Origin of the sequence: Serratia odorifera, assembly GCF_041448735.1 — a bacterium.
Classification (GTDB): domain Bacteria; phylum Pseudomonadota; class Gammaproteobacteria; order Enterobacterales; family Enterobacteriaceae; genus Serratia_F; species Serratia_F odorifera.
Genome location: NZ_JBGMUT010000001.1, coordinates 848,679 through 867,011, shown reverse-complemented (window position 1 = coordinate 867,011; position 18,333 = coordinate 848,679). Strand labels below are relative to the sequence as shown.

Genomic DNA, 18,333 nt, shown 5'->3' with positions numbered 1-18,333 from the left:
TAATTGTCATTAGTGAAACTCATCTGCGTGGTAACGTCATGAATAACAATGTTATCAATCTGTTGTAAATTGACAGCATGATGAACACTATTCATCATCAAACCACTTACTCTGTCAGGCACACAAGGATTCTTCTATGGCCGCTTTTTCTGGTATTTGGGTTGCGCTGGTTACCCCTTTTAAGCACGACGATGTCGACTTTCCGGCGGTCAGGCACCTGGCGCGGCATTTGATTGCCTGTGGTGTGGACGGACTGGTGGTGTGCGGCTCAACCGGTGAAGCTGCCGCCCTCAGCAAAGACGAACAGTTGGCGGTGCTGGATGCGGTGCTGGAAGTGGTGCCGGCGCATCAGGTGGTGATGGGGCTGTCAGGCAACAATATGGCTGCCACCTTACAGATGCAACAGGCAATCCAACAGCGTGATATTGCCGGCGTGCTGGTGCCCGCACCTTACTATATACGACCTTCCCAATCGGGCCTGCTGGAGTACTTTACCACGCTGGCCGATGCCTCGCGTGTGCCGGTAATTATCTATAACGTGCCATACCGCACCGGTATCGCCATCGAACTGGACACCCTGCGTCAGATTGCCTGCCACCCACAGGTGAAAGCGATTAAAGACTGCGGCGGCAACCTGGATGCCACCATGGCGCTGATTAATGACGGCGTGATCGACGTGCTGACCGGCGAGGACAATCTGATCCTCTCTACCCTGTGCCTGGGCGGCAGCGGTGCCATCTCTGCCTCGGCGCATCTGTATCCGCAACGCTTCGTACAGCTGGTACGACAAGTCGCTGCGGGCGATCTGCCGGCGGCGCGCGCCAATTTTTATACCTTGCTGCCGTTGATCCAGCAATTGTTCAGCTTCCCCAATCCGGCACCGGTCAAAGCCGCATTGGCGTATGAGGGGCATATTGATAACGCGTTGCGGTCACCGATGCAAACCGCGCCGCTGGCACTGCAACAGCAAATTGTCGCCACGCTGGCGCAATTGCAGCCGGCCGCCGAGCCAGTTAGCTAAATTTGTTAGCCAAGCCGCTGTAATTTTGGCCGTATAGAACTAGGATGAGAGGTTGGGCATGCCTGTCATTATTCATTATCAAGGAGTTCGCGATGAAACTGTTCTATAAAGCTGGCGCCTGTTCGTTGTCGCCGCATATCGTATTGCGCGAAGCAGGGCTGGATTTTACTGCGGAAAAAGTCGACCTGGCACAAAAGAAAACCGAAAGCGGCGCCGACTATCTGGCCATCAACCCCAAGGGACAGGTACCTGCCTTGCTGCTCGATGACGGCAGCCTACTCACCGAAGGCGTGGCAATTGTACAATATCTGGCAGATCGCGTTCCGGATCGTAACCTGATCCCGGCGGCCGGCACGCTCTCGCGCTACCATGCCATCGAATGGCTGAATTTTGTCGCCACCGAACTGCACAAGGGCTTCAGCCCGCTGTTCAACCCCAAAACACCGGAAGAATACCAGGTGATGGCGCGCAGCAGGCTGGAACAGCAATTCCGTTATCTGGATGGCGTACTGGCGCAGCAGCAATATTTATTGGGTAACCGTTTCAGCGTGGCCGACGCCTACCTGTTTACCGTACTGCGCTGGGCGCAGGCCTTGCAGTTCGATCTGCAGCAACACGCCCATCTGTCCACCTATATGACGCGCGTGGCGGCACGCCCGGCGGTTGATGCCGCGCTCAGTGCCGAAGGCTTGAAATAATCCCCATTGCCCCCGCCAACGGGGGCAATGATGCTACAGTTTCTGTGCGGCAAAGTGGCAGCGCGGTGCGACAATCCCCTCTTGTGCCGCCACCACCTGCAATTCGTACTCTCCCATTTCTTGCGTCGTCAGCATCACTTCGTATACCGCCGCAGTGACATGTTCAAGCGCCTGTGCCAGTCCCACTCCCTTCAGCAGATTGACCAGCAGCAGGCCACTGGTCAAATCACCGACGCCCACCGGTTGGCGTGCGCCAAAGTCCACCAACGGTCGGCTGATATGCCATGCGTCGTCGACGGTCACCAGCAGCATTTCGAAACAGTCCAGATGGTAACCGGCGCGGCTGAGATGTTTCACCAGCACCACCTTCGGACCTTTGGCGATCAATGCGCGCGCCGCGTCGACCGCCTGTGCCACATTGGTTATCTGTCGCTGAGACAACTGTTCCAGTTCCAGCACGTTCGGAGCGATCATGTCGCTGCACGGCAGCGCCTGCTGACACAGGAACTCCGCCACGCCTGGCGCCACAATACAGCCCTTTTCCGGATGACCCATCACCGGATCGCAGAAATACCAGGCAGCGGAATTAGCCTGTTTCACCTGCCGCACGATATCAAGGATATGCTCGCCCTGCTCCGGCGAACCGATGTAGCCACTCAGCACCGCGTCACAGTTTTTTAATTGATCGATAGACGCAATGCCTTGCGCGATGTCGCTCAGATGACTGGCAGGCATCACGCAACCGGTCCACTGACCGTACTGGGTATGGTTGGAAAACTGCACGGTATTGAGCGGCCAGACGTTGACCCCCATGCGACGCATTGGGAACTCTGCCGCGCTGTTGCCCGCGTGGCCGAAAACCACATGCGATTGGATCGATAGAACATTATTCATTGGTACAACCTGACCTTGCCATGTCGTGTGCATCCGCCCGCGACGATAAAAGATTACGCCATGCGTTCGCTATGCACCCATGACGCCAGCAACTGTTTTTAAAACAATGAATTATAGTACGAAGTATATTAATCGAAGGGCAGCAATTATAACCAAACTCCGCTAACAACAAAAGCACCGCGCCGACATTTCGCCCCTTGGCGGCTGACACGCCTATTGCTTTTAGCGAAATTTGGTCTGTACTCAATGCGTTTGTCATAGCCCGATCGGAGAAGCTACATGAGCTTATATGCATTACAGAAAGACGTCGCCATACTGTTTTATGCGACGCTAGGAAAAGCGGCAGACGCCCAAGCGCTCAATTATTTTGCGGCAAAATTGGCACAAGGCGCCTATGGCAACCAAAAGCTGGCGGATATCTTTATCAATTCCAAGGATGGTCACAATCGCTATGACCATCTGACCAATGCGCAAAAAATCCAATACATTTATAACAATATCAGCGGCACTCTCCCCTCGGATAGCCAACTGACAGCGTTACTGGCGCAAGTCGACAGTGGGCGGTCTTTGGGACATATCACCGAGAACATCATCAATGATATTCGCAACTACTCGGGTGATGACGCAGGGAGTATTGCCGAACAGCAACATCTGTTTGGCGTCACCAATACCACTCTGGCGCCAGCCCTGGCGAATTACCCCGATCAGGCTACGGCGGCTGCCGATGTTCAAGGCATGTTCTATCTGGTGGGCGGATTGATGAATGCGGAAGGCATTAACTACTGGAGTACCGTCTTGAGTCAGGGTAAGGCTTCAGCAAGTTATATTGCCGGGCGTTTTATCGATACGCGAGATTGGTTGCAAGGATTGAGCAACGAAGATTTTGTCAAAACCGTCTATAAAAACACGTTTGAGGTTAATGCCAACACCGATGACATCGCCTTTTATGCCAACGGGTTGAATAATAATAGCGAGACGCGTGGAGACGTATTTATGAGGCTGATAAACGATATCCGTAACGACACCAGCCACGCGAGCGCCAAACAGCATTTTCTAGCCGCGACCCACGTTTATGCCGCCGGCGAAATGCCGGCGCTGCAATATCAGGAAAAAATTGCCGCCATGTACCAGTTGTTTGGCAAGGACGTCGAACTCACCGCCGCCAATCTGGATGCCTACAGTAAATTATTAGCCAGCGGCAGCTCAGAACTGACGGTACTGGGCCAGTTGTCCAAAACCGGCAATTTTGAGCTGGCCACGCAATACGCCAAAATATATCAAATGCTGTTTAATGCCACGCTAAACGACATCCAGGCACAGGCTATTCTCCAGCAGGCTGGAAATAACGCCATGCAGGCATCGTTAGATATCGTCAATGCCTTCCTGAACGGCCAGTCCCCGCTGGACGGCGGCAAACTGCCAACGGCGGAGAGTATCGTCCAGCTTAATGCCGATATCGGCACGCTGCTCGGTTATCAAACCACTGCGGCGATCAATCTGGCGGATGAGGCCGGTACCCTGTCTGGCAGAGTCAATTCGGGCGAGCTGCATACTCTGAGCGCGGCTGAGCTGGCCGTGATGCAAAACGTTACGCTTAACGTGATGGTCCAGGCCGAGTTTCCTCGAGAACTGTTTGCCAATTTGCACAAGGTGACGCTGCAAGGCGATCTGGCCACCGATGCCAGCGTGCTGGGTGCATTTGCCTCATTGCCGACCAGCTTGATCCTCAGCGAAAACAACCTGCAACCGGAGGCAGGCAGCATCAACTTCACCTCCAACGCAGGCGCGCACGCGATTATTGCCGATGGCGTCGATATCAGCGCCGCCACAACGCAGATTGCGCTGCGCGGTGAGGCGTTGCAGGATAACGCCTCACCGCAGCTGTTATGGCAAGGTAATGGGCTTAATGAGCAAGCCAATACCGTCAGTACCTCTTTCACCGCCAGCGCATCGGGTTCAGCGGTAATTTCTGCCAACTTTTTCACCAAGGACGTTTACCTGACGCGGCAACCGGATGGCAGCTATAGCGGTGAGATACACAGCAATCTCAATCAGTTTACTTCGATTCCCCTGATTGATATGGCGGGCTATCGCGGCACCGGGACTATTTATATCGACGGGCAAAAAACCGCTACCGAAGGCAAACATCTGTTCGATTTTGGCTTATTCAATCAGACCGCCGGAGTGCATGGCAGCCTTTCCGGCAATATCGCCACGCTTGCGCAACCTGACGCGCCGCTGTCAGCACCGGGCGCCAGCGCGGTCACCGCATCTGCCGGGCTGTCATTGTCCGGTTATGCCGACGCGGTGCATGTCACCAACATGTCATGGGATAGCAGCCTGACGGTCAGTGGCAACGCGGGTGCCGACAGTAGCCTGACGTTAGAGATGGCGCCGGTCATCAGCAACAGCATGTTTAATCTGACTATCGGCAGCAAGGCTGGCGGCAATCTCGATGCCGGCACCATCAATCTGCTCAGCCACGGGACGGCGGGCGTAGCCGAATCCATCAATCTTTTTTCTACCGGCAGCTCAACCAACACCATTACGTTGGGTGGCGGCGAGAATAACGTCGATTCCATCTATGTGATGGCCAGCACACCGCTTCATTTACGCATCAACGCGGACTTCAGCGATAGCCTGCGGACCATTTATCTGCCCGAAGGCGATCCACGCACTAATGCTGCGATCCAGGCTACGGTAGAAAAGGGTGGCACCGGCAACGGTGCGTTCTATCAGATGCTGTCATCACTGGAAAATAGCGAGCCCTACCAGCAGATTATTGGCGATCTCGCGGGTCATCAGTTGACCATTAACGCCTTCAATGGCGGCAGCTTCGACGTACAGGGGAATACCACCTTCACCTCGTCGCAGGGTACCCGCAGCGTCACGGCCAACGAGAGTCGCATTGACAAGATGGTCACGCTGGACGGTTACTATTATGACAAGATCGCTATCGGCGAAACCGATAACCAGTGGCTATTCAGTGCCGGTACGGCGCAACAGGGCGTGATGCAGATCTACGGCAGCTATAGCCAACCCGACAAGCTCAATGCACTGTTTGATTCACTGGAAATCGACGCCGCGGACAGCGCCGCGAGCGTTTTTGCCAAGGCGTTATCTGCCGCCACCGGCGGGCAAAGCGAGCATAATCTGGCAGAGGTGGGTGCGGTGCGGTTTGGCAGTAATAATTACATCGTCATCGACAATAATCATAATCAGCAGTTTGACGCTGATGATGCCGTTTTCTCTATTGCCAACAAGGATATATATAGCCTGGCATCGGAGCTGCATTACAGCGCGCCGCCGCTGGTACTTAACGGTACAACACCGGCGCTGTCGACCACGGACTTTGCCTAAAAAAACGGCCCGGGTTTCCCTCGGGCCGTTGCGCTTAACCGATAGCAATTATTGCCAGTCGATCAGGCAGTAATGTTTTTTACCGCGACGCAGCAGCGTGTAGCGGCCAAACAGACGGTCGGCGTTGGTAAAGGTGTATTCCGCATTAGACTGTTTTTCGCCATTGACGGTAACCGCGTTGGAACCAATCATGGTACGCGCCTGCCCACGTGACGGCACCAGTTCGGCATTGACCAGCGCCTGTTGCAGATCGGCGTCCTTGTCCAGCTTGATGGTTGGCATGCCGTCCTGCGCCAGCTGCGCGAAGTCCGCTTCGGTCATCTCATGCAGCGCGCCAGAGAACAGACTCTGCGTAATACGCTGAGCAGCAGCCAGCCCCTGTTCGCCATGCACCATGCGCGTCACTTCTTCTGCCAGTACGTACTGGGCTCGCGGCGCTTTGCCGCTGCTGCGATCCTCTGCTTCCAGCGCATTGATATCTTCCAGGCTCATAAAGGTGAAGAACTTCAGGAAGCGATACACATCGGCGTCCGCGGTGTTGATCCAGAACTGGTAGAACTTGTACGGGCTGGTTTTTTCTGGCGCCAGCCATACCGCGCCGCCTTCGGTCTTGCCGAACTTGGTGCCGTCAGCCTTGGTGATCAACGGCACCGTCAGGCCGAACACCTGCTGCTGATGCATGCGGCGCGTCAGGTCGATACCGGAGGTGATGTTACCCCACTGATCGGAACCACCGATTTGCAGCACCACCTGGTGGCGATGATTCAGCTCGGCAAAATCATAACCTTGCAACAGGTTGTAGGAAAATTCGGTAAACGAGATGCCGACATCATCACGGTTCAGACGCTGTTTGACCGCTTCTTTGTTGATCATCTGGTTAACGGAGAAGTGCTTGCCGATATCGCGCAGGAAGGTCAGCACGTTCATGCCACCAAACCAGTCGTAGTTGTTGGCGGCAATGGCGCTGTTGCTGCCGCAGTCAAAATCGAGGAACGGCGATACCTGCTTGCGGATTTTGTCGACCCATTCACTGACGGTTTCGCTGGTATTCAGTTTGCGTTCTGCCGCCTTGAAGCTCGGGTCGCCGATCAGGCCGGTCGCCCCACCCACCAGCGCCACCGGTTTGTGACCGGCCAGTTGGAAACGCTTCAGGCACAGCAGAGGTACCAGATGGCCCAAATGCAAGCTGTCAGCGGTCGGATCGAAGCCGCAATACAGTGCAATTGGCCCTTGCGCCAGTCGCTCTGCTAACGCTTCCTCGTCCGTCACCTGGGCCACCAGGCCTCGCTCTTGCAATTGTTGAATCAGGTTGATGCTAGCCATCAAGTTCTCCATGTATAAACGAATGCACCTTTGCCGGTACACGGCCTTTCGCCCGCTGGCGAAATAATAAATGTGGATTGACCCGCAATAATTGACGTTGCATCAAGGCAGCGGATACCGAGCGCCGGCGCTCGCTGGCTTAGCGGTCGCCCGCACAGATGCAGCGTCAATTATGACGGTCGTATAGAATAAAGCGCCAGCGTCAACTGTGCCAGCGCTTAAAGGGATTTTCCGTCTGTCAGGGCGCCAGTCGGTCAATTTTCCAGTCATTACCGTCGCGTTGGTAAAGGAAACGGTCATGCAGACGGTGTTCACCGCCCTGCCAAAACTCGACCGACTCGAACCTGACGCGGAATCCGCCCCAGAAACTCGGTAACGGCACTTCGCCAGACTGGAATTTTTGCTTGAGCTCGAGGAATTTGCTTTCCAGCACGCCGCGGGCGGAAATACGTGAAGACTGCTGGGAAACCCAGGCGCCGATTTGACTGTCTTTTGGCCGGCTGCTGAAATACTTCATCACTTCCAGGGTCGATAACCGCTCGGCATTGCCAAGGAAGCTGACCTGACGGTCCAGCATATGCCACGGGAAATGCAGGCTGATCTTGGGGTTATGCGCCAGTTGCTGCGCCTTGCGGCTGCCGAGGTTGGTGTAAAACACCAGGCCTTTATCGTCGAAGTGCTTGAGCAGCACGATGCGCTGGTACGGCTGGCCGGTTTCATCCACCGTGGCCACGCACATGGCGGTCGGATCGGCCAGGCGCGCTTCGCAGGCCTGCTTTAACCAGCGTTCGAACAACGCCAACGGGTTGGCCGTCAGATCCTGGCGGCGCAGGCCGCCACGGGTATATTCACGGCGCAGGTCCGCAACATCAAACTCATTATTATCAGACATCTGATTCATTAACCCAGCGAAAAATACGTAGGGCTCATTTTGCGCCTGCCGCGCCAGAATCACAATCTTTGCGGCGCGGCAGACGCCGGATCAGTTCACCAGGGTGCAATCACTCATGACTACTTTACCATTGCGCTCCACAAACGCGTTTTGCCCCTGCGACCAAAACGTATATTTGTCGTCACCGTACTTGGCACCCGACGCCGCCAACTGCTGTTTCAGCGTCAGCTGCTGGCCATCCAGCAGGAAGCTGGCGGTGCTGTCTGCACCGTTCAACGACACGGTCAGCGGTGTAGTACCGCATTGATAATGCAGGATTTGGCTTTTTTGTGGCAGCAGATAGCTACAACCGCCCAGCATTAACGCCATGCCGGTAATCATCATTTTTTTCATTGGGAAGTTCCTTTTATCACGCGAGCTCTTTCCTATCCTAACAGAGCTAGCGGCTACCCGATGGGAAAACCGGATAAATCCCACCGAGCAGCGTTTCGCGACTGGCACCGGTGACCGACGGCAGGTTACCGGGTTGGCCGGACAAGGTGCGGAAAGCCAGCCAGGCGAATGCCAGCGCCTCCATATCATCGCCGCTGACGCCAAATTTGTCGGTGGTAGAGACTTCGGTACCCGGCAGCAAAGCCGACATGCGCGCCATCAGCAACGGGTTACGCGCACCGCCGCCGCACACCAGCAGACGTTCGCAACCGCCGGCCAGCAAAACCTGCTCGCTGATGGTAGTGGCGGTCAGTTCCACCAACGTAGTCATAACGTCAACCGCATTGATAGCCGGGGTTGCCGCCAACTGCTGTTCCAGCCAGCTGATATTGAAATATTCACGGCCAGTGCTTTTGGGGGCCGGCAGCGCAAAATACGGGTCGGCCAACATCTGTTGCAACAGCGGCAGACAGACGCGCCCTTCCATCGCCCAGGCACCGTCCTTGTCATAGGGGCGTTGGCAATGACGCCACACCCAGGCATCCAGCAGCATATTGCCGGGCCCGGTATCAAAGCCGCGCACCGGCATCCCCGGCAGCAGCAGCGAAAGATTGGCGATGCCGCCGATATTGAGCACCATGCGTCGTTCGCCAGGATGCGCCAGCAGCGCCTGATGGAACGCCGGGACCAGCGGTGCTCCCTGACCGCCGTAAGCCATGTCGCGCCGGCGAAAATCGCCGATGGTGGTGATATTGGTCAAAGCGGCAATGCGGTTGTTGTCGCCGAGCTGCATGGAAAAACGCATCTCGCCGTCCGGTTCATGCCAGACGGTCTGACCATGGCAACCGATGGCGGTGACCTCATGTGCCGGCACGCCGGTGTGCTTCAGCAGCCCTAGCACCGCTTCGCCGAACAGCGTACCGAGCTGCGCATCGAGCCGGCCGACGGCAGACAGCGTGGTGGTCTGCCCCTGACACATGGCGAGAATATCTTTCTTCAGTTGAATCGGCATCGGATGGCTGTAACTTGCCTGCTGCGCCACCATGCGTTCATCGATAGCGGCCAGCACCACATCGATCCCATCCAGACTGGTGCCAGACATAACCCCAATATAGCGGCCTGACTTCATAAAGCGATCCTCTTAGCCATCGATACAACGTTTTTGACCAGATAAATAAACCAGAATTGTGCTATTAACGCCATGAATTATGTTGTATTTTTTCAAGGTTGTGAACAGCACGCCTATTTTCAGTTTCCCATCGACCAACTGCTTTATTGCTAAACCCAACCTCAACCTTTCGTCTATTATGCATTAACGCCGTATTAAACCTAAACCGCCGTTTAATATTGGTTGAATGGTATAAAGATATGCTTAACACCGTAATCCAACGTGGTGGGACACGCCTCTTTGAGCCATACTTTGGCTAACTTTCGTTGAATCAGCCTGGGGCGATAGCCAGGTTATGGAATTTTAAATCAGGAGTTTTATATGATTAAACGTCTTATCGTTGTTGCTTTTGCCGGACTTTCTCTGGTGGGTTGTGCCAATGATTCCATGTCGGGTGACGTCTACTCGGCGTCCCAGGCCAAACAGGTGCAACAGGCAAGCTACGGCACCCTGGTTTCGGTACGTCCGGTGAAAATCTCGGGCGAAGGCGGTTCTAACATGCTCGGCACCATCGGCGGTGCGGTGATCGGTGGTTTCCTGGGTAACACCATCGGTGGTGGCACCGGGCGTAGCCTGGCGACCGCCGCGGGTGCCGTCGCCGGTGGCGTCGCTGGCGATCAGATTGGCGAAGCCGCAGGCCGTACCTCCGGCGTTGAGCTGGAAATCCGTCCAGACACCAAGGGTGACAATATCATCGTGGTGCAGAAGGCCGGCACCACCAAGTTCAGCCCGGGTCAACGGGTGCGTATGGCGCGCTCCGGCAGCACCATCACGGTATCGCCGCTGTAATTACGCCGGCAACAATGAAAAAACCGGAGGCCAAGGCCTCCGGTTTCGTAACTGATGCTGTAAATGTAATCGTTTAAAAGACAAAAATTATTGTTTGCTTTGTAGTTCGGTAATGTTCTGCTCAAGTTTGCCAATCAGGTTCACCAGCAGTTGGATTTCGTCTGGCGAAATGCCGCTCAAAATCTCGCGACGTGTCGAGGTAATCACGCTGTCGACTTCCCGGATAATCGGCTCCGCGGCTTCGGTCAGTTTTATACGCTTTGCCCGGCGATCGTTGGCGCAGGTATGGCGACTAATCAACCCCTTCTCTTCCAGTTGGTCCAGCGTCCGCACCAACGACGGTTGTTCAATGCCGATCGCTTTCGCCAGTTGAATCTGTGACTGCTCAGGCGGCAGGCGATTGATATTGTGCAACGTGACCCAATGCGTTTGGGTGAGCGCCAACGGCTTGAGCCGATGGTCGATCAGCGCACGCCAAACACGAACCAATCGTGCTAAATCCGAACCTAATGTTGACTCCACTTAACCCTCCTTATAATTAGCATGCTAACATTACCTCCCAGATTGTAGCCTATTTTGAGTAACTCATATTAAAAACACAAATGTATATAATATATATTGTAGAATTCGCCACTAAATCTATCAGTAATTGCGTAATCAGGGTGCAAATATCATCCCCGCTCGGCTATAGAGATTGATAATGTGAATACTTCATGGTTACACATTGGGCCGCCCCTCACCGATTTGGTGTTAGGCGCATCGCTTTATTTTCCACCAATATTTAGCGCTTTTTTGCTGGGCCTGCTTTTTTGGCTGCTGGTTCATCATCTGTTGCGAGACTGGATTTATTCGGGAGACATTTGGCACCCGATGTTGATGGACCTGTCCATTTTTGTCATCGCCGTTAGCGGCGCCTTATGGATTTTAGCAAGTTGGTAACCTATGAAACGCCAAACCTTAAAATATTTTTCCACGGTGCTGGTGTGCGCCGTAGCCATTTGCGCCGGTTGGTGGAGCTGGAATTATTATATGCAATCCCCCTGGACGCGTGACGGTAAAATCCGCGCCGAGCTGGTATCTATCACGCCTGAAGTTTCTGGCAGATTAGAGAAAATAACCGTGCATGACAATCAGTACGTGGCTGCGGGTAGTCTGATTTTCAGCCTCGACCCGGTCCCCTACCAACTGGCGCTGGATAATGCCGAGGCCGCGCTGGCAAAAGCGGGCTCTGATTTGGCCAAAGCCGAACATGAATCCGCACGCCGCCGCCATCTGCCACGCAACGTTATTTCTGCCGAGGATCTGGATGCGTCGAATTTAACCGCGCAGGCGATGAAAGCGGCTTATAAAGCCGCACAGGCCAACGTCGAACAGGCAAAATGGAATTTAAGCAAAACGCAAATCCATGCGCCAACGGACGGTTATATCACCAATTTACAGGCGCGTATCGGTAACTATGCGCACGCCGGTACCCCGTTGGTGGCATTGGTCGACGCTCACTCCTTTTACGCGCTCGGTTATTTTGAAGAAACCAAATTGAAAAATATCAAGATCGGCAGCAAGACCGATATTGTTTTATATAACGGCAATATTCCCCTGCAGGGTCAGGTCGAGAGTATTGGCCGCGCTATTTACGACCAGAGCGTCGAAAGCGGCGGTGATTTATTAATGGACGTTAAACCCAATGTTCCCTGGGTGCGTTTAGCGCAACGCGTACCGGTGCGGATAAAACTGCTGAACGTACCGGCCGATCTACCGCTGGTGGCCGGAACCACCTGTACCCTATCAATACATCAGAAAGGTTAATAGGTGAAGCTGTCATTTCCGCAATGGCGCCGCACGCCGTGGGGACAGGCCACACCTGGCCAGTGGCGTTATGCGCTGCGTAATTCCATTGCCATGTGCCTGGCGTTGTGGGTGGCGTTTGCGCTCAATCTCGATGAGCCATACTGGGCGCTGACCTCGGCAGCGGTGGTGAGTTTCCCTACCGTTGGCGGCGTTATCAGCAAAAGCATCGGCCGCGTCATCGGCAGCCTGGTTGGCGCAGCCGCGGCCATGGCGATCGCCGGCCACTGCCTGAACGACCCCTGGTTGTTCACGCTGTTTATCGCCGGCTGGATCGGCGGCTGCACCTATATCTCCAATCATTATCAAAATAACGTTTCTTATGCTTTTGCCCTGGCGGGCTATACCGCCGCCATCATCGCCTTCAGTACCGTCAACGTGACCGATACGCTACAGATATTCGATATCGCCCAGGCGCGAGTGTGTGAAGTGATCACCGGCATTCTGTGCGGCGGTTTAATGATGATGATCCTGCCAAGCACCTCGGATGGCGAAGCGCTGCTCACCTCGCTGCGCCGCATGCATTTACGGCTGTTGGAACACGCGGCGATGTTATGGCAATCCGATGTCACCCGACAAATGCGCACCTCGCACGAAAGCGTTATCGGCCAGATCCTGACCATGAACGTGCTGCGCATTCAGGCATTCTGGAGCCATTACCGGCTGCGGCGGCAGAATAACCTGCTGAACTATATGCTGCATCAACAGTTGCGCATCACCAGCGTGATTTCCAGCCTGCGACGCATGCTGCTTAACTGGCCGGAGCACCCGGCCAACCTGTCGGCAGTACTGGAGCAACTGCTGACCGCGCTGCGCGATGCAGATACCGACAAATATCGCCTGGCGCAGATCCTGCAACAAATCGCACCGCGCAACGACGCAGACTATCGCCACCGCGCTTTCTGGCTGCGGCTGCGCCATTTTTGCTGGCTATATCTTGATGCCAGCCGCTGGCTGCAACGGCTGGAAAGCGCCACGCCGATCGATCAGATGCAGCCGCCACACGTTACCGCGCTGGCACGCCATACCGACAGTTACGAAGCGGCGTACAACGGGTTGCGTACTTTTCTGTGCATCGTTATCGGCTGCGCTTTCTGGATCCATACCCAATGGCAATCCGGCAGCTCGGCATTAACGCTCACCGCCATCAGTTGCGTACTTTATTCTGCCTCGCCATCGCCGATAAAAAGCGTCGTTACCCTGTTGAAAGCCATCGTGTTGCTGTCAATCGGTTGCTTTATCGTCAAGTTCGGTCTGATGATTCAAATCGACGATTTTTGGGTTTTCTGCGCCTTTTTGTGCCCGGTGCTGATCACCATGCAAATGCTGAAACTGCAAAACCCGCCCTATGCGGCGTTGTGGGGACAATTAATCGTTTTTATGGGATCGTTCCTCAGCGTCACCAATCCGCCGAGTTATGATTATCAGGCGTTTATCAACGACAATCTCGCTAAGCTGGTTGGCGTACTGCTGGCCGGCTTGGCGTTCCAAGTGTTGCAGCCCAGCTCGGACAAACGCAAAAGCCGGCGAATTATCCGCGCCCTGCGGCGTGACTTTATCGATCAATTAAGCAATAAACCGCAACAAAGTGAGAGCCGTTTTGAATCGTTGATTTATCACCGCATCAGCCAGCTTAATCAGAGCCAGGATCAGGAATCGCGCAGCTGGCTGCTACGCTGGGGCGTCGTGTTGCTGAACTGCAGTCATATTGTCTGGCAACTGCGCGGCTGGCAAACCCGTTCCGATCCGCTGGTGGCGGTGCGAGACGTCTGTATCCACAGTTTGCGCGGCATCATGACCGAAAAGGGGGTGCAGCACCGCTCGCTGGCAGCGTCGCTACAGGAGTTGCAGCGGATCAGCGGCAGCCTGGCACAGCACCCTGAACCGGCGGCACGCGATCTGGCGGGGCTGATTTGGCGGCTTTACTGCTCGCTGCAACAGTTGCAGCAGGCAATAACGCCGCCAGAAGACGATGGCACAGCCAAACCGGCTGGCCAACGTTAGACACGGGTTACTTGATCACACCACAGGCAAAGCGATCGCCGCCACCGCCCAGTGGTTTGGGATGATCGGCATGGTTATCGCCGCCGACGTGTACCATTAACGCCTTGCCTTCAATTTCACTGATTTTCTTCAGCCGTGGCGCCAATACCGGATAATCGGCGACGCCGGCGGCAGTCACGTAAATGGCCGGTAAATCGCCCAGATGACCGTCAGCGTACGGCCCCAGGTGCTTACCGGTCTTTTGTGGATCCAGGTGGCCGCCGGCAGCCTGCGCCGCCACCGCCTTGCCCTCTTTCATTGCCGGTTCGCAACTGCCGTTTTCATGCACGTGAAAACCATGTATTCCGGCCGGCAAGGCTTTCAACTGGGGAGTAAACACCAGGCCGTACGGCGTTTCACTGATGGTCACCTTGCCAATATCCTGGCCAATTCCCTGCGCCGTTACCAAATGCATATCTACCTCTTCCGTCGCCGCCTGGGCAACGCCGCAGGCCATCAGACCAAGGGCAGCACACCAAAAACGTTTCATAAATCAACCTCCAGAGAGTTCCATTGCAGAAGTTTCAGTATAGGCGAATGCGCGCCGCCACGGCCAGACGATCGGAGGGTATTCAGTCAATTCGCATAATAAGGATTTTCTGCTAATACTTTTTTTACCGCTCGTGGTCATCCGACCAGTTGTCGTTCGGCTCATTCTGTATAACCTACCGCTGCCGCGATTGCCGATCTTCATCGGTGTCGGCTGCGAACGTCATAAGGAACTGATATGGGCATCTTTGATTATCGCGATCTCGATCGAGCAGACGCCAAAGCGCTATTTTCCGACGCCATGGCTATTTCCACCTATGCCTACCACAATATCGATAACGGTTTTGCCGCCGGTTATCAGAGCACCGGTTTTGGTCTGGGTCTGCCGTTAACCCTGGTCACCGCGCTGATCGGCAGCACCGGCTCACAGGGCGGTTTGCCCGGCATTCCATGGAACCCCGATTCGGAACAGGCCGCACTGGATGCGGTGAACAACGCCGGCTGGTCGGTCGTCAGCGCTGAGCAATTGGCCTATGACGGCAAAACGGACGTCCGTGGCACCTATTACGGTGAAACCAAAGGCTATGAAACCGCCCAGGCAGAAGTGTTGGCAAAGTATGACGCAGCGGGCAAGCTCAGCGCGATAGGCATCGCTTTTCGCGGCACCAGCGGCCCGCGTGAGTCACTGGTCAGCGACACTATCGGCGACCTGATTAACGATCTGCTGGCCGGCTTCGGCCCTGATGGCTATGCCGAAAGCTATACCCAGCACGCCTTCGGCCGTTTACTGAGCGATGTGGCTGAATTCGCCCAGGCCAACGGCCTGAATGGCGCTGATATCGTAGTCAGTGGTCATAGCCTTGGCGGACTGGCGGTCAACAGCATGGCCGCACTGAGCGACAGCCAATGGGGCGGTTTTTATTCACAGGCCAACTATCTGGCGTTCGCTTCGCCAAGCCAGTTTACCGCCGACAACCGGGTGGCCAATATCGGTTATGAGAACGATCCGGTCTTCCGCGCACTCAACGGCAGCGACTTGACGGCGGCATCGTTGGGCGTGCACGATACGGCCAAACCGTCCGCCACCAATAATATCGTCAATTTCAACGACCACTACGCATCCGACGCCTGGAACATGCTACCGTTTTCCATTTTAAATGTGCCCACCTGGCTGTCGCATTTACCCTTCGCCTATCAGGACGGCTTGCTGCGCGTGCTGAATTCCGAGTTTTACCCACTGACGCAGCAGGATTCGACGGTGATCGTCTCCAACCTGTCCAACGTCACCCGCGACAATACCTGGGTACAAGACGTGAATCGTAATGCCCAGCCGCACAGCGGTCCGACCTTTATTATTGGCAGCGACGGCAACGATTTAATCAAGGGTGGCAGAGGCAATGATTTTCTTGAGGGGCGTGCCGGTGATGACACCTTCCGCGATGACGGTGGGTTCAATCTTATTCTGGCGGGTGAAGGAAAAAACACCCTGGATCTGCAACGTTCGCTGCAAACGCAAGACATCGCTTACGACGGCGAAACGCTGTATCTGCGCGACGGCAGCGGCGAAAACCTGACGCTGGCGCAAGGGATTGGCACGCTAAGCACCCAAGAATCCCTCCCCTGGTGGCCACTGAGCAAACAGACCGATTATCAGGTCAGCGACGACGGGCTGCACGCTGAGAATGATCTCAAGGCCTATGCCGTTACGGAACGCGGTGACGCTGCGGATAATACCCTGACCGCCCAATTTGCCAATGGTTGGCTGTTTGGCATGGCGGGCAACGATAAGCTGGTCGGTTCAAGCGGCGATGACACTCTGGTCGGCGGCACCGGCGATGATGAATTACACGGCAACGGTGGCAACAATACCTTCCTGTTCAGCGGCAGCTTCGGCCATGACACGCTGTATGACCTGCAGAGCAATGACCGGCTGGTGTTTATCGGTAGCGGCGCCAGCGGCGATTACCGCAACTCTCTGAGCGAGGTAGACGACAATCTGGTGTTGACGCTGGGCGACAACAGCGTAACGCTGGTCGGCGTTACTGCTCAGACGCTGAGTGGCGATCAACTGGTACTGGCCTAGTAACCGGTGCCGGGCAATGCACGCTGCCCGGCACCGGCTGCAATATTATGGAACGTCGTAACCCAGTGCCGCCTTGCGAATGCGGAACCACTGTTCGCGGTTCAATGCCAGTTTCTGTGCTTTCAGCGCCGAACGCACCCGTTCGATTTTGCCAGAGCCGATGATCGGCAACGGCATCGACGGCAGACGCATCACCCAGGCGTAAACCACCTGCTCGATGGTTTCGGCGCCAATTTCGCCGGCCACCGCCTGCAGCTCGGCGCGCAGTGGCTGGAATTCGGCATCGCTGAACAGGCGCCCGCCCCCAAGGCAAGACCAGGCCATCGGCTTGATACGCAATTGCTGGCATTGATCGAGCGTACCGTCGAGGATCGCCGGCTGATGAATCGGCGAAATCTCGACCTGATTGGTGACCAGGGAAAACGGCAGACGGGATTGCAGCAGGGTAAACTGCGCCGGGGTAAAGTTGGACACGCCAAAGTGGCGTACCTTGCCGCTCTTGTGCAGTGCCACGAACGCTTCGGCCACGTCGTCAGCGTCCATCAACGGGTCGGGACGGTGGATCAACAGCAGGTCAAGGTAATCGGTATGCAGATGTTTTAGCGATTGTTCCGCACTGCTGACGATATGGTCACGATCGGTGATGTAGTGGCCGATCGGATTACCCGGCCTGGCAGTGGTAGCGATACCGCATTTACTGACCAACTCCATGCCGTGACGCAGTGACGGCTTTAGCCGCATCGCCTCGCCAAAGGCCTGCTCACAGGCGTAACCACCATAAATATCCGCATGGTCGGCGGTAGTGACGCCCAGTTCAATGTGCTGCTCGATAAACCCCAACAGCTGCTGCGGCGTCATACCCCATTCCATCAAACGCCAATAACCGCAAATCATGGGTGAAAATTCCGGCCCTTGCGGTGCAAGTTGAACGCGATTAACCATCATGAAACCTCGTAAGATTGTTTGCCATCAGCATACACAAGCCGCCCGGGCAGGGAAACGCACCGCCGCGTCGGAACGTGCGTCAGATCGTCAAACAGGTAAATAAAGTGATTTAAAACAGCGAGGGTTGTTCAGGTTGCTGCTCGTCGGGCTGTTTGTGCGCGCGTTGCAAACGCAACAGGCGTTGGCGACACAGGCGTAGCACGTCGCGCTTTTGCGCGTCGCTCATTTGCATCCAGCCAAAACGCTCCTCGCGGCTGCGCAGGCAGCCACGGCAGAAACCGCGCTCGTCGGCCTGGCAGATGCCGCGACACGGGCTGGGAATGTCGAAGAACTCTAATTGCTGCGCCACAC

General features: G+C 55.4%; 17 protein-coding genes. 8 read left to right on the top strand and 9 right to left on the bottom strand.

All coding sequences use genetic code 11. From position 1 onward, the window contains the following. Positions 1–136 precede the first annotated feature (136 nt). Together dapA and gstA are read left to right on the top strand one after the other, a co-directional pair. Complete coding sequence (gene dapA, locus ACCC84_RS04095; protein ID WP_004963424.1) at positions 137–1,021, top strand: 4-hydroxy-tetrahydrodipicolinate synthase; 885 nt, start codon at positions 137–139, stop codon at positions 1,019–1,021. A gap of 92 nt (positions 1,022–1,113) precedes the next feature. Continuing rightward, positions 1,114–1,719, top strand: coding sequence for a glutathione transferase GstA (gene gstA, locus ACCC84_RS04090; protein ID WP_039992141.1), 606 nt, complete (start codon positions 1,114–1,116; stop codon positions 1,717–1,719). Between the two features lie 33 nt (positions 1,720–1,752). Here gstA and pdxY read toward each other — a convergent pair whose 3' ends face one another. Next, positions 1,753–2,613, bottom strand: coding sequence for a pyridoxal kinase PdxY (gene pdxY, locus ACCC84_RS04085; protein ID WP_198773147.1), 861 nt, complete (start codon positions 2,611–2,613; stop codon positions 1,753–1,755). Between the two features lie 279 nt (positions 2,614–2,892). On the opposite strand from pdxY, the gene ACCC84_RS04080 reads away from it, so the two are divergent. After that, positions 2,893–5,973, top strand: a complete 3,081-nt coding sequence (locus tag ACCC84_RS04080; protein ID WP_371901570.1) for a DUF4214 domain-containing protein — start codon at positions 2,893–2,895, stop codon at positions 5,971–5,973. Positions 5,974–6,021: 48 nt separating this feature from the next. Here the strand turns inward: ACCC84_RS04080 and tyrS are convergent, their stop codons facing one another. The 4 genes from tyrS to anmK form a co-directional block, all read right to left on the bottom strand. Further along, positions 6,022–7,296 (bottom strand): tyrosine--tRNA ligase, encoded by a 1,275-nt coding sequence (tyrS, locus tag ACCC84_RS04075; protein WP_039992142.1) that lies wholly within the window; start codon positions 7,294–7,296, stop codon positions 6,022–6,024. A 238-nt stretch (positions 7,297–7,534) separates the two neighbouring features. Next, on the bottom strand, positions 7,535–8,188 hold the full coding sequence (gene pdxH / locus ACCC84_RS04070) for a pyridoxamine 5'-phosphate oxidase (protein ID WP_039992750.1): 654 nt from the start codon (positions 8,186–8,188) through the stop codon (positions 7,535–7,537). 90 nt (positions 8,189–8,278) lie between these two features. Further along, the gene (locus ACCC84_RS04065; protein WP_004963444.1) at positions 8,279–8,581 is read right to left on the bottom strand and encodes an MliC family protein; all 303 of its coding nucleotides are present in this window, start codon (positions 8,579–8,581) and stop codon (positions 8,279–8,281) included. A gap of 46 nt (positions 8,582–8,627) precedes the next feature. Further along, positions 8,628–9,749, bottom strand: a complete 1,122-nt coding sequence (gene anmK / locus ACCC84_RS04060) for an anhydro-N-acetylmuramic acid kinase (protein WP_198773150.1) — start codon at positions 9,747–9,749, stop codon at positions 8,628–8,630. 360 nt (positions 9,750–10,109) lie between these two features. On the opposite strand from anmK, the gene ACCC84_RS04055 reads away from it, so the two are divergent. After that, positions 10,110–10,577: an outer membrane lipoprotein gene (locus ACCC84_RS04055; protein ID WP_004963455.1), complete on the top strand. Its 468-nt coding sequence runs from the start codon at positions 10,110–10,112 to the stop codon at positions 10,575–10,577. Between the two features lie 87 nt (positions 10,578–10,664). Here ACCC84_RS04055 and slyA read toward each other — a convergent pair whose 3' ends face one another. Beyond that, a complete protein-coding gene (slyA, locus tag ACCC84_RS04050; protein WP_039992143.1) occupies positions 10,665–11,099 on the bottom strand; it encodes a transcriptional regulator SlyA in 435 nt (144 codons plus the stop codon). 180 nt (positions 11,100–11,279) lie between these two features. Here slyA and ACCC84_RS04045 point away from each other — a divergent pair, with 180 nt between their 5' ends. Genes ACCC84_RS04045 through ACCC84_RS04035 form a run of 3 tightly spaced genes read left to right on the top strand, consistent with a single transcriptional unit; the run spans position 11,280 to position 14,426 of the window. After that, positions 11,280–11,516 carry a DUF1656 domain-containing protein gene (locus ACCC84_RS04045; protein WP_182646448.1) on the top strand — a complete coding sequence of 79 codons (237 nt, stop codon included), beginning with the start codon at positions 11,280–11,282 and terminating at the stop codon, positions 11,514–11,516. Between the two features lie 3 nt (positions 11,517–11,519). Continuing rightward, the gene (locus tag ACCC84_RS04040) at positions 11,520–12,383 is read left to right on the top strand and encodes an efflux RND transporter periplasmic adaptor subunit (RefSeq protein WP_039992144.1); all 864 of its coding nucleotides are present in this window, start codon (positions 11,520–11,522) and stop codon (positions 12,381–12,383) included. Between the two features lie 3 nt (positions 12,384–12,386). Beyond that, the gene (locus ACCC84_RS04035; RefSeq protein ID WP_039992146.1) at positions 12,387–14,426 is read left to right on the top strand and encodes an FUSC family protein; all 2,040 of its coding nucleotides are present in this window, start codon (positions 12,387–12,389) and stop codon (positions 14,424–14,426) included. A gap of 7 nt (positions 14,427–14,433) precedes the next feature. Here the strand turns inward: ACCC84_RS04035 and sodC are convergent, their stop codons facing one another. After that, positions 14,434–14,955: a superoxide dismutase family protein gene (sodC, locus tag ACCC84_RS04030; RefSeq protein WP_004963466.1), complete on the bottom strand. Its 522-nt coding sequence runs from the start codon at positions 14,953–14,955 to the stop codon at positions 14,434–14,436. A gap of 237 nt (positions 14,956–15,192) precedes the next feature. Here sodC and ACCC84_RS04025 point away from each other — a divergent pair, with 237 nt between their 5' ends. Then, entirely contained in the window at positions 15,193–17,037 is a 1,845-nt protein-coding gene (locus ACCC84_RS04025; RefSeq protein WP_371901569.1) for a polyurethane esterase, read from the top strand. 45 nt (positions 17,038–17,082) lie between these two features. On the opposite strand, the gene ACCC84_RS04020 is transcribed toward ACCC84_RS04025, so the two are convergent. Then, positions 17,083–17,979, bottom strand: a complete 897-nt coding sequence (locus tag ACCC84_RS04020; RefSeq protein ID WP_039992752.1) for an aldo/keto reductase — start codon at positions 17,977–17,979, stop codon at positions 17,083–17,085. A gap of 112 nt (positions 17,980–18,091) precedes the next feature. Further along, complete coding sequence (locus ACCC84_RS04015; protein ID WP_371901568.1) at positions 18,092–18,331, bottom strand: DUF1289 domain-containing protein; 240 nt, start codon at positions 18,329–18,331, stop codon at positions 18,092–18,094. Positions 18,332–18,333: the final 2 nt, after the last annotated feature.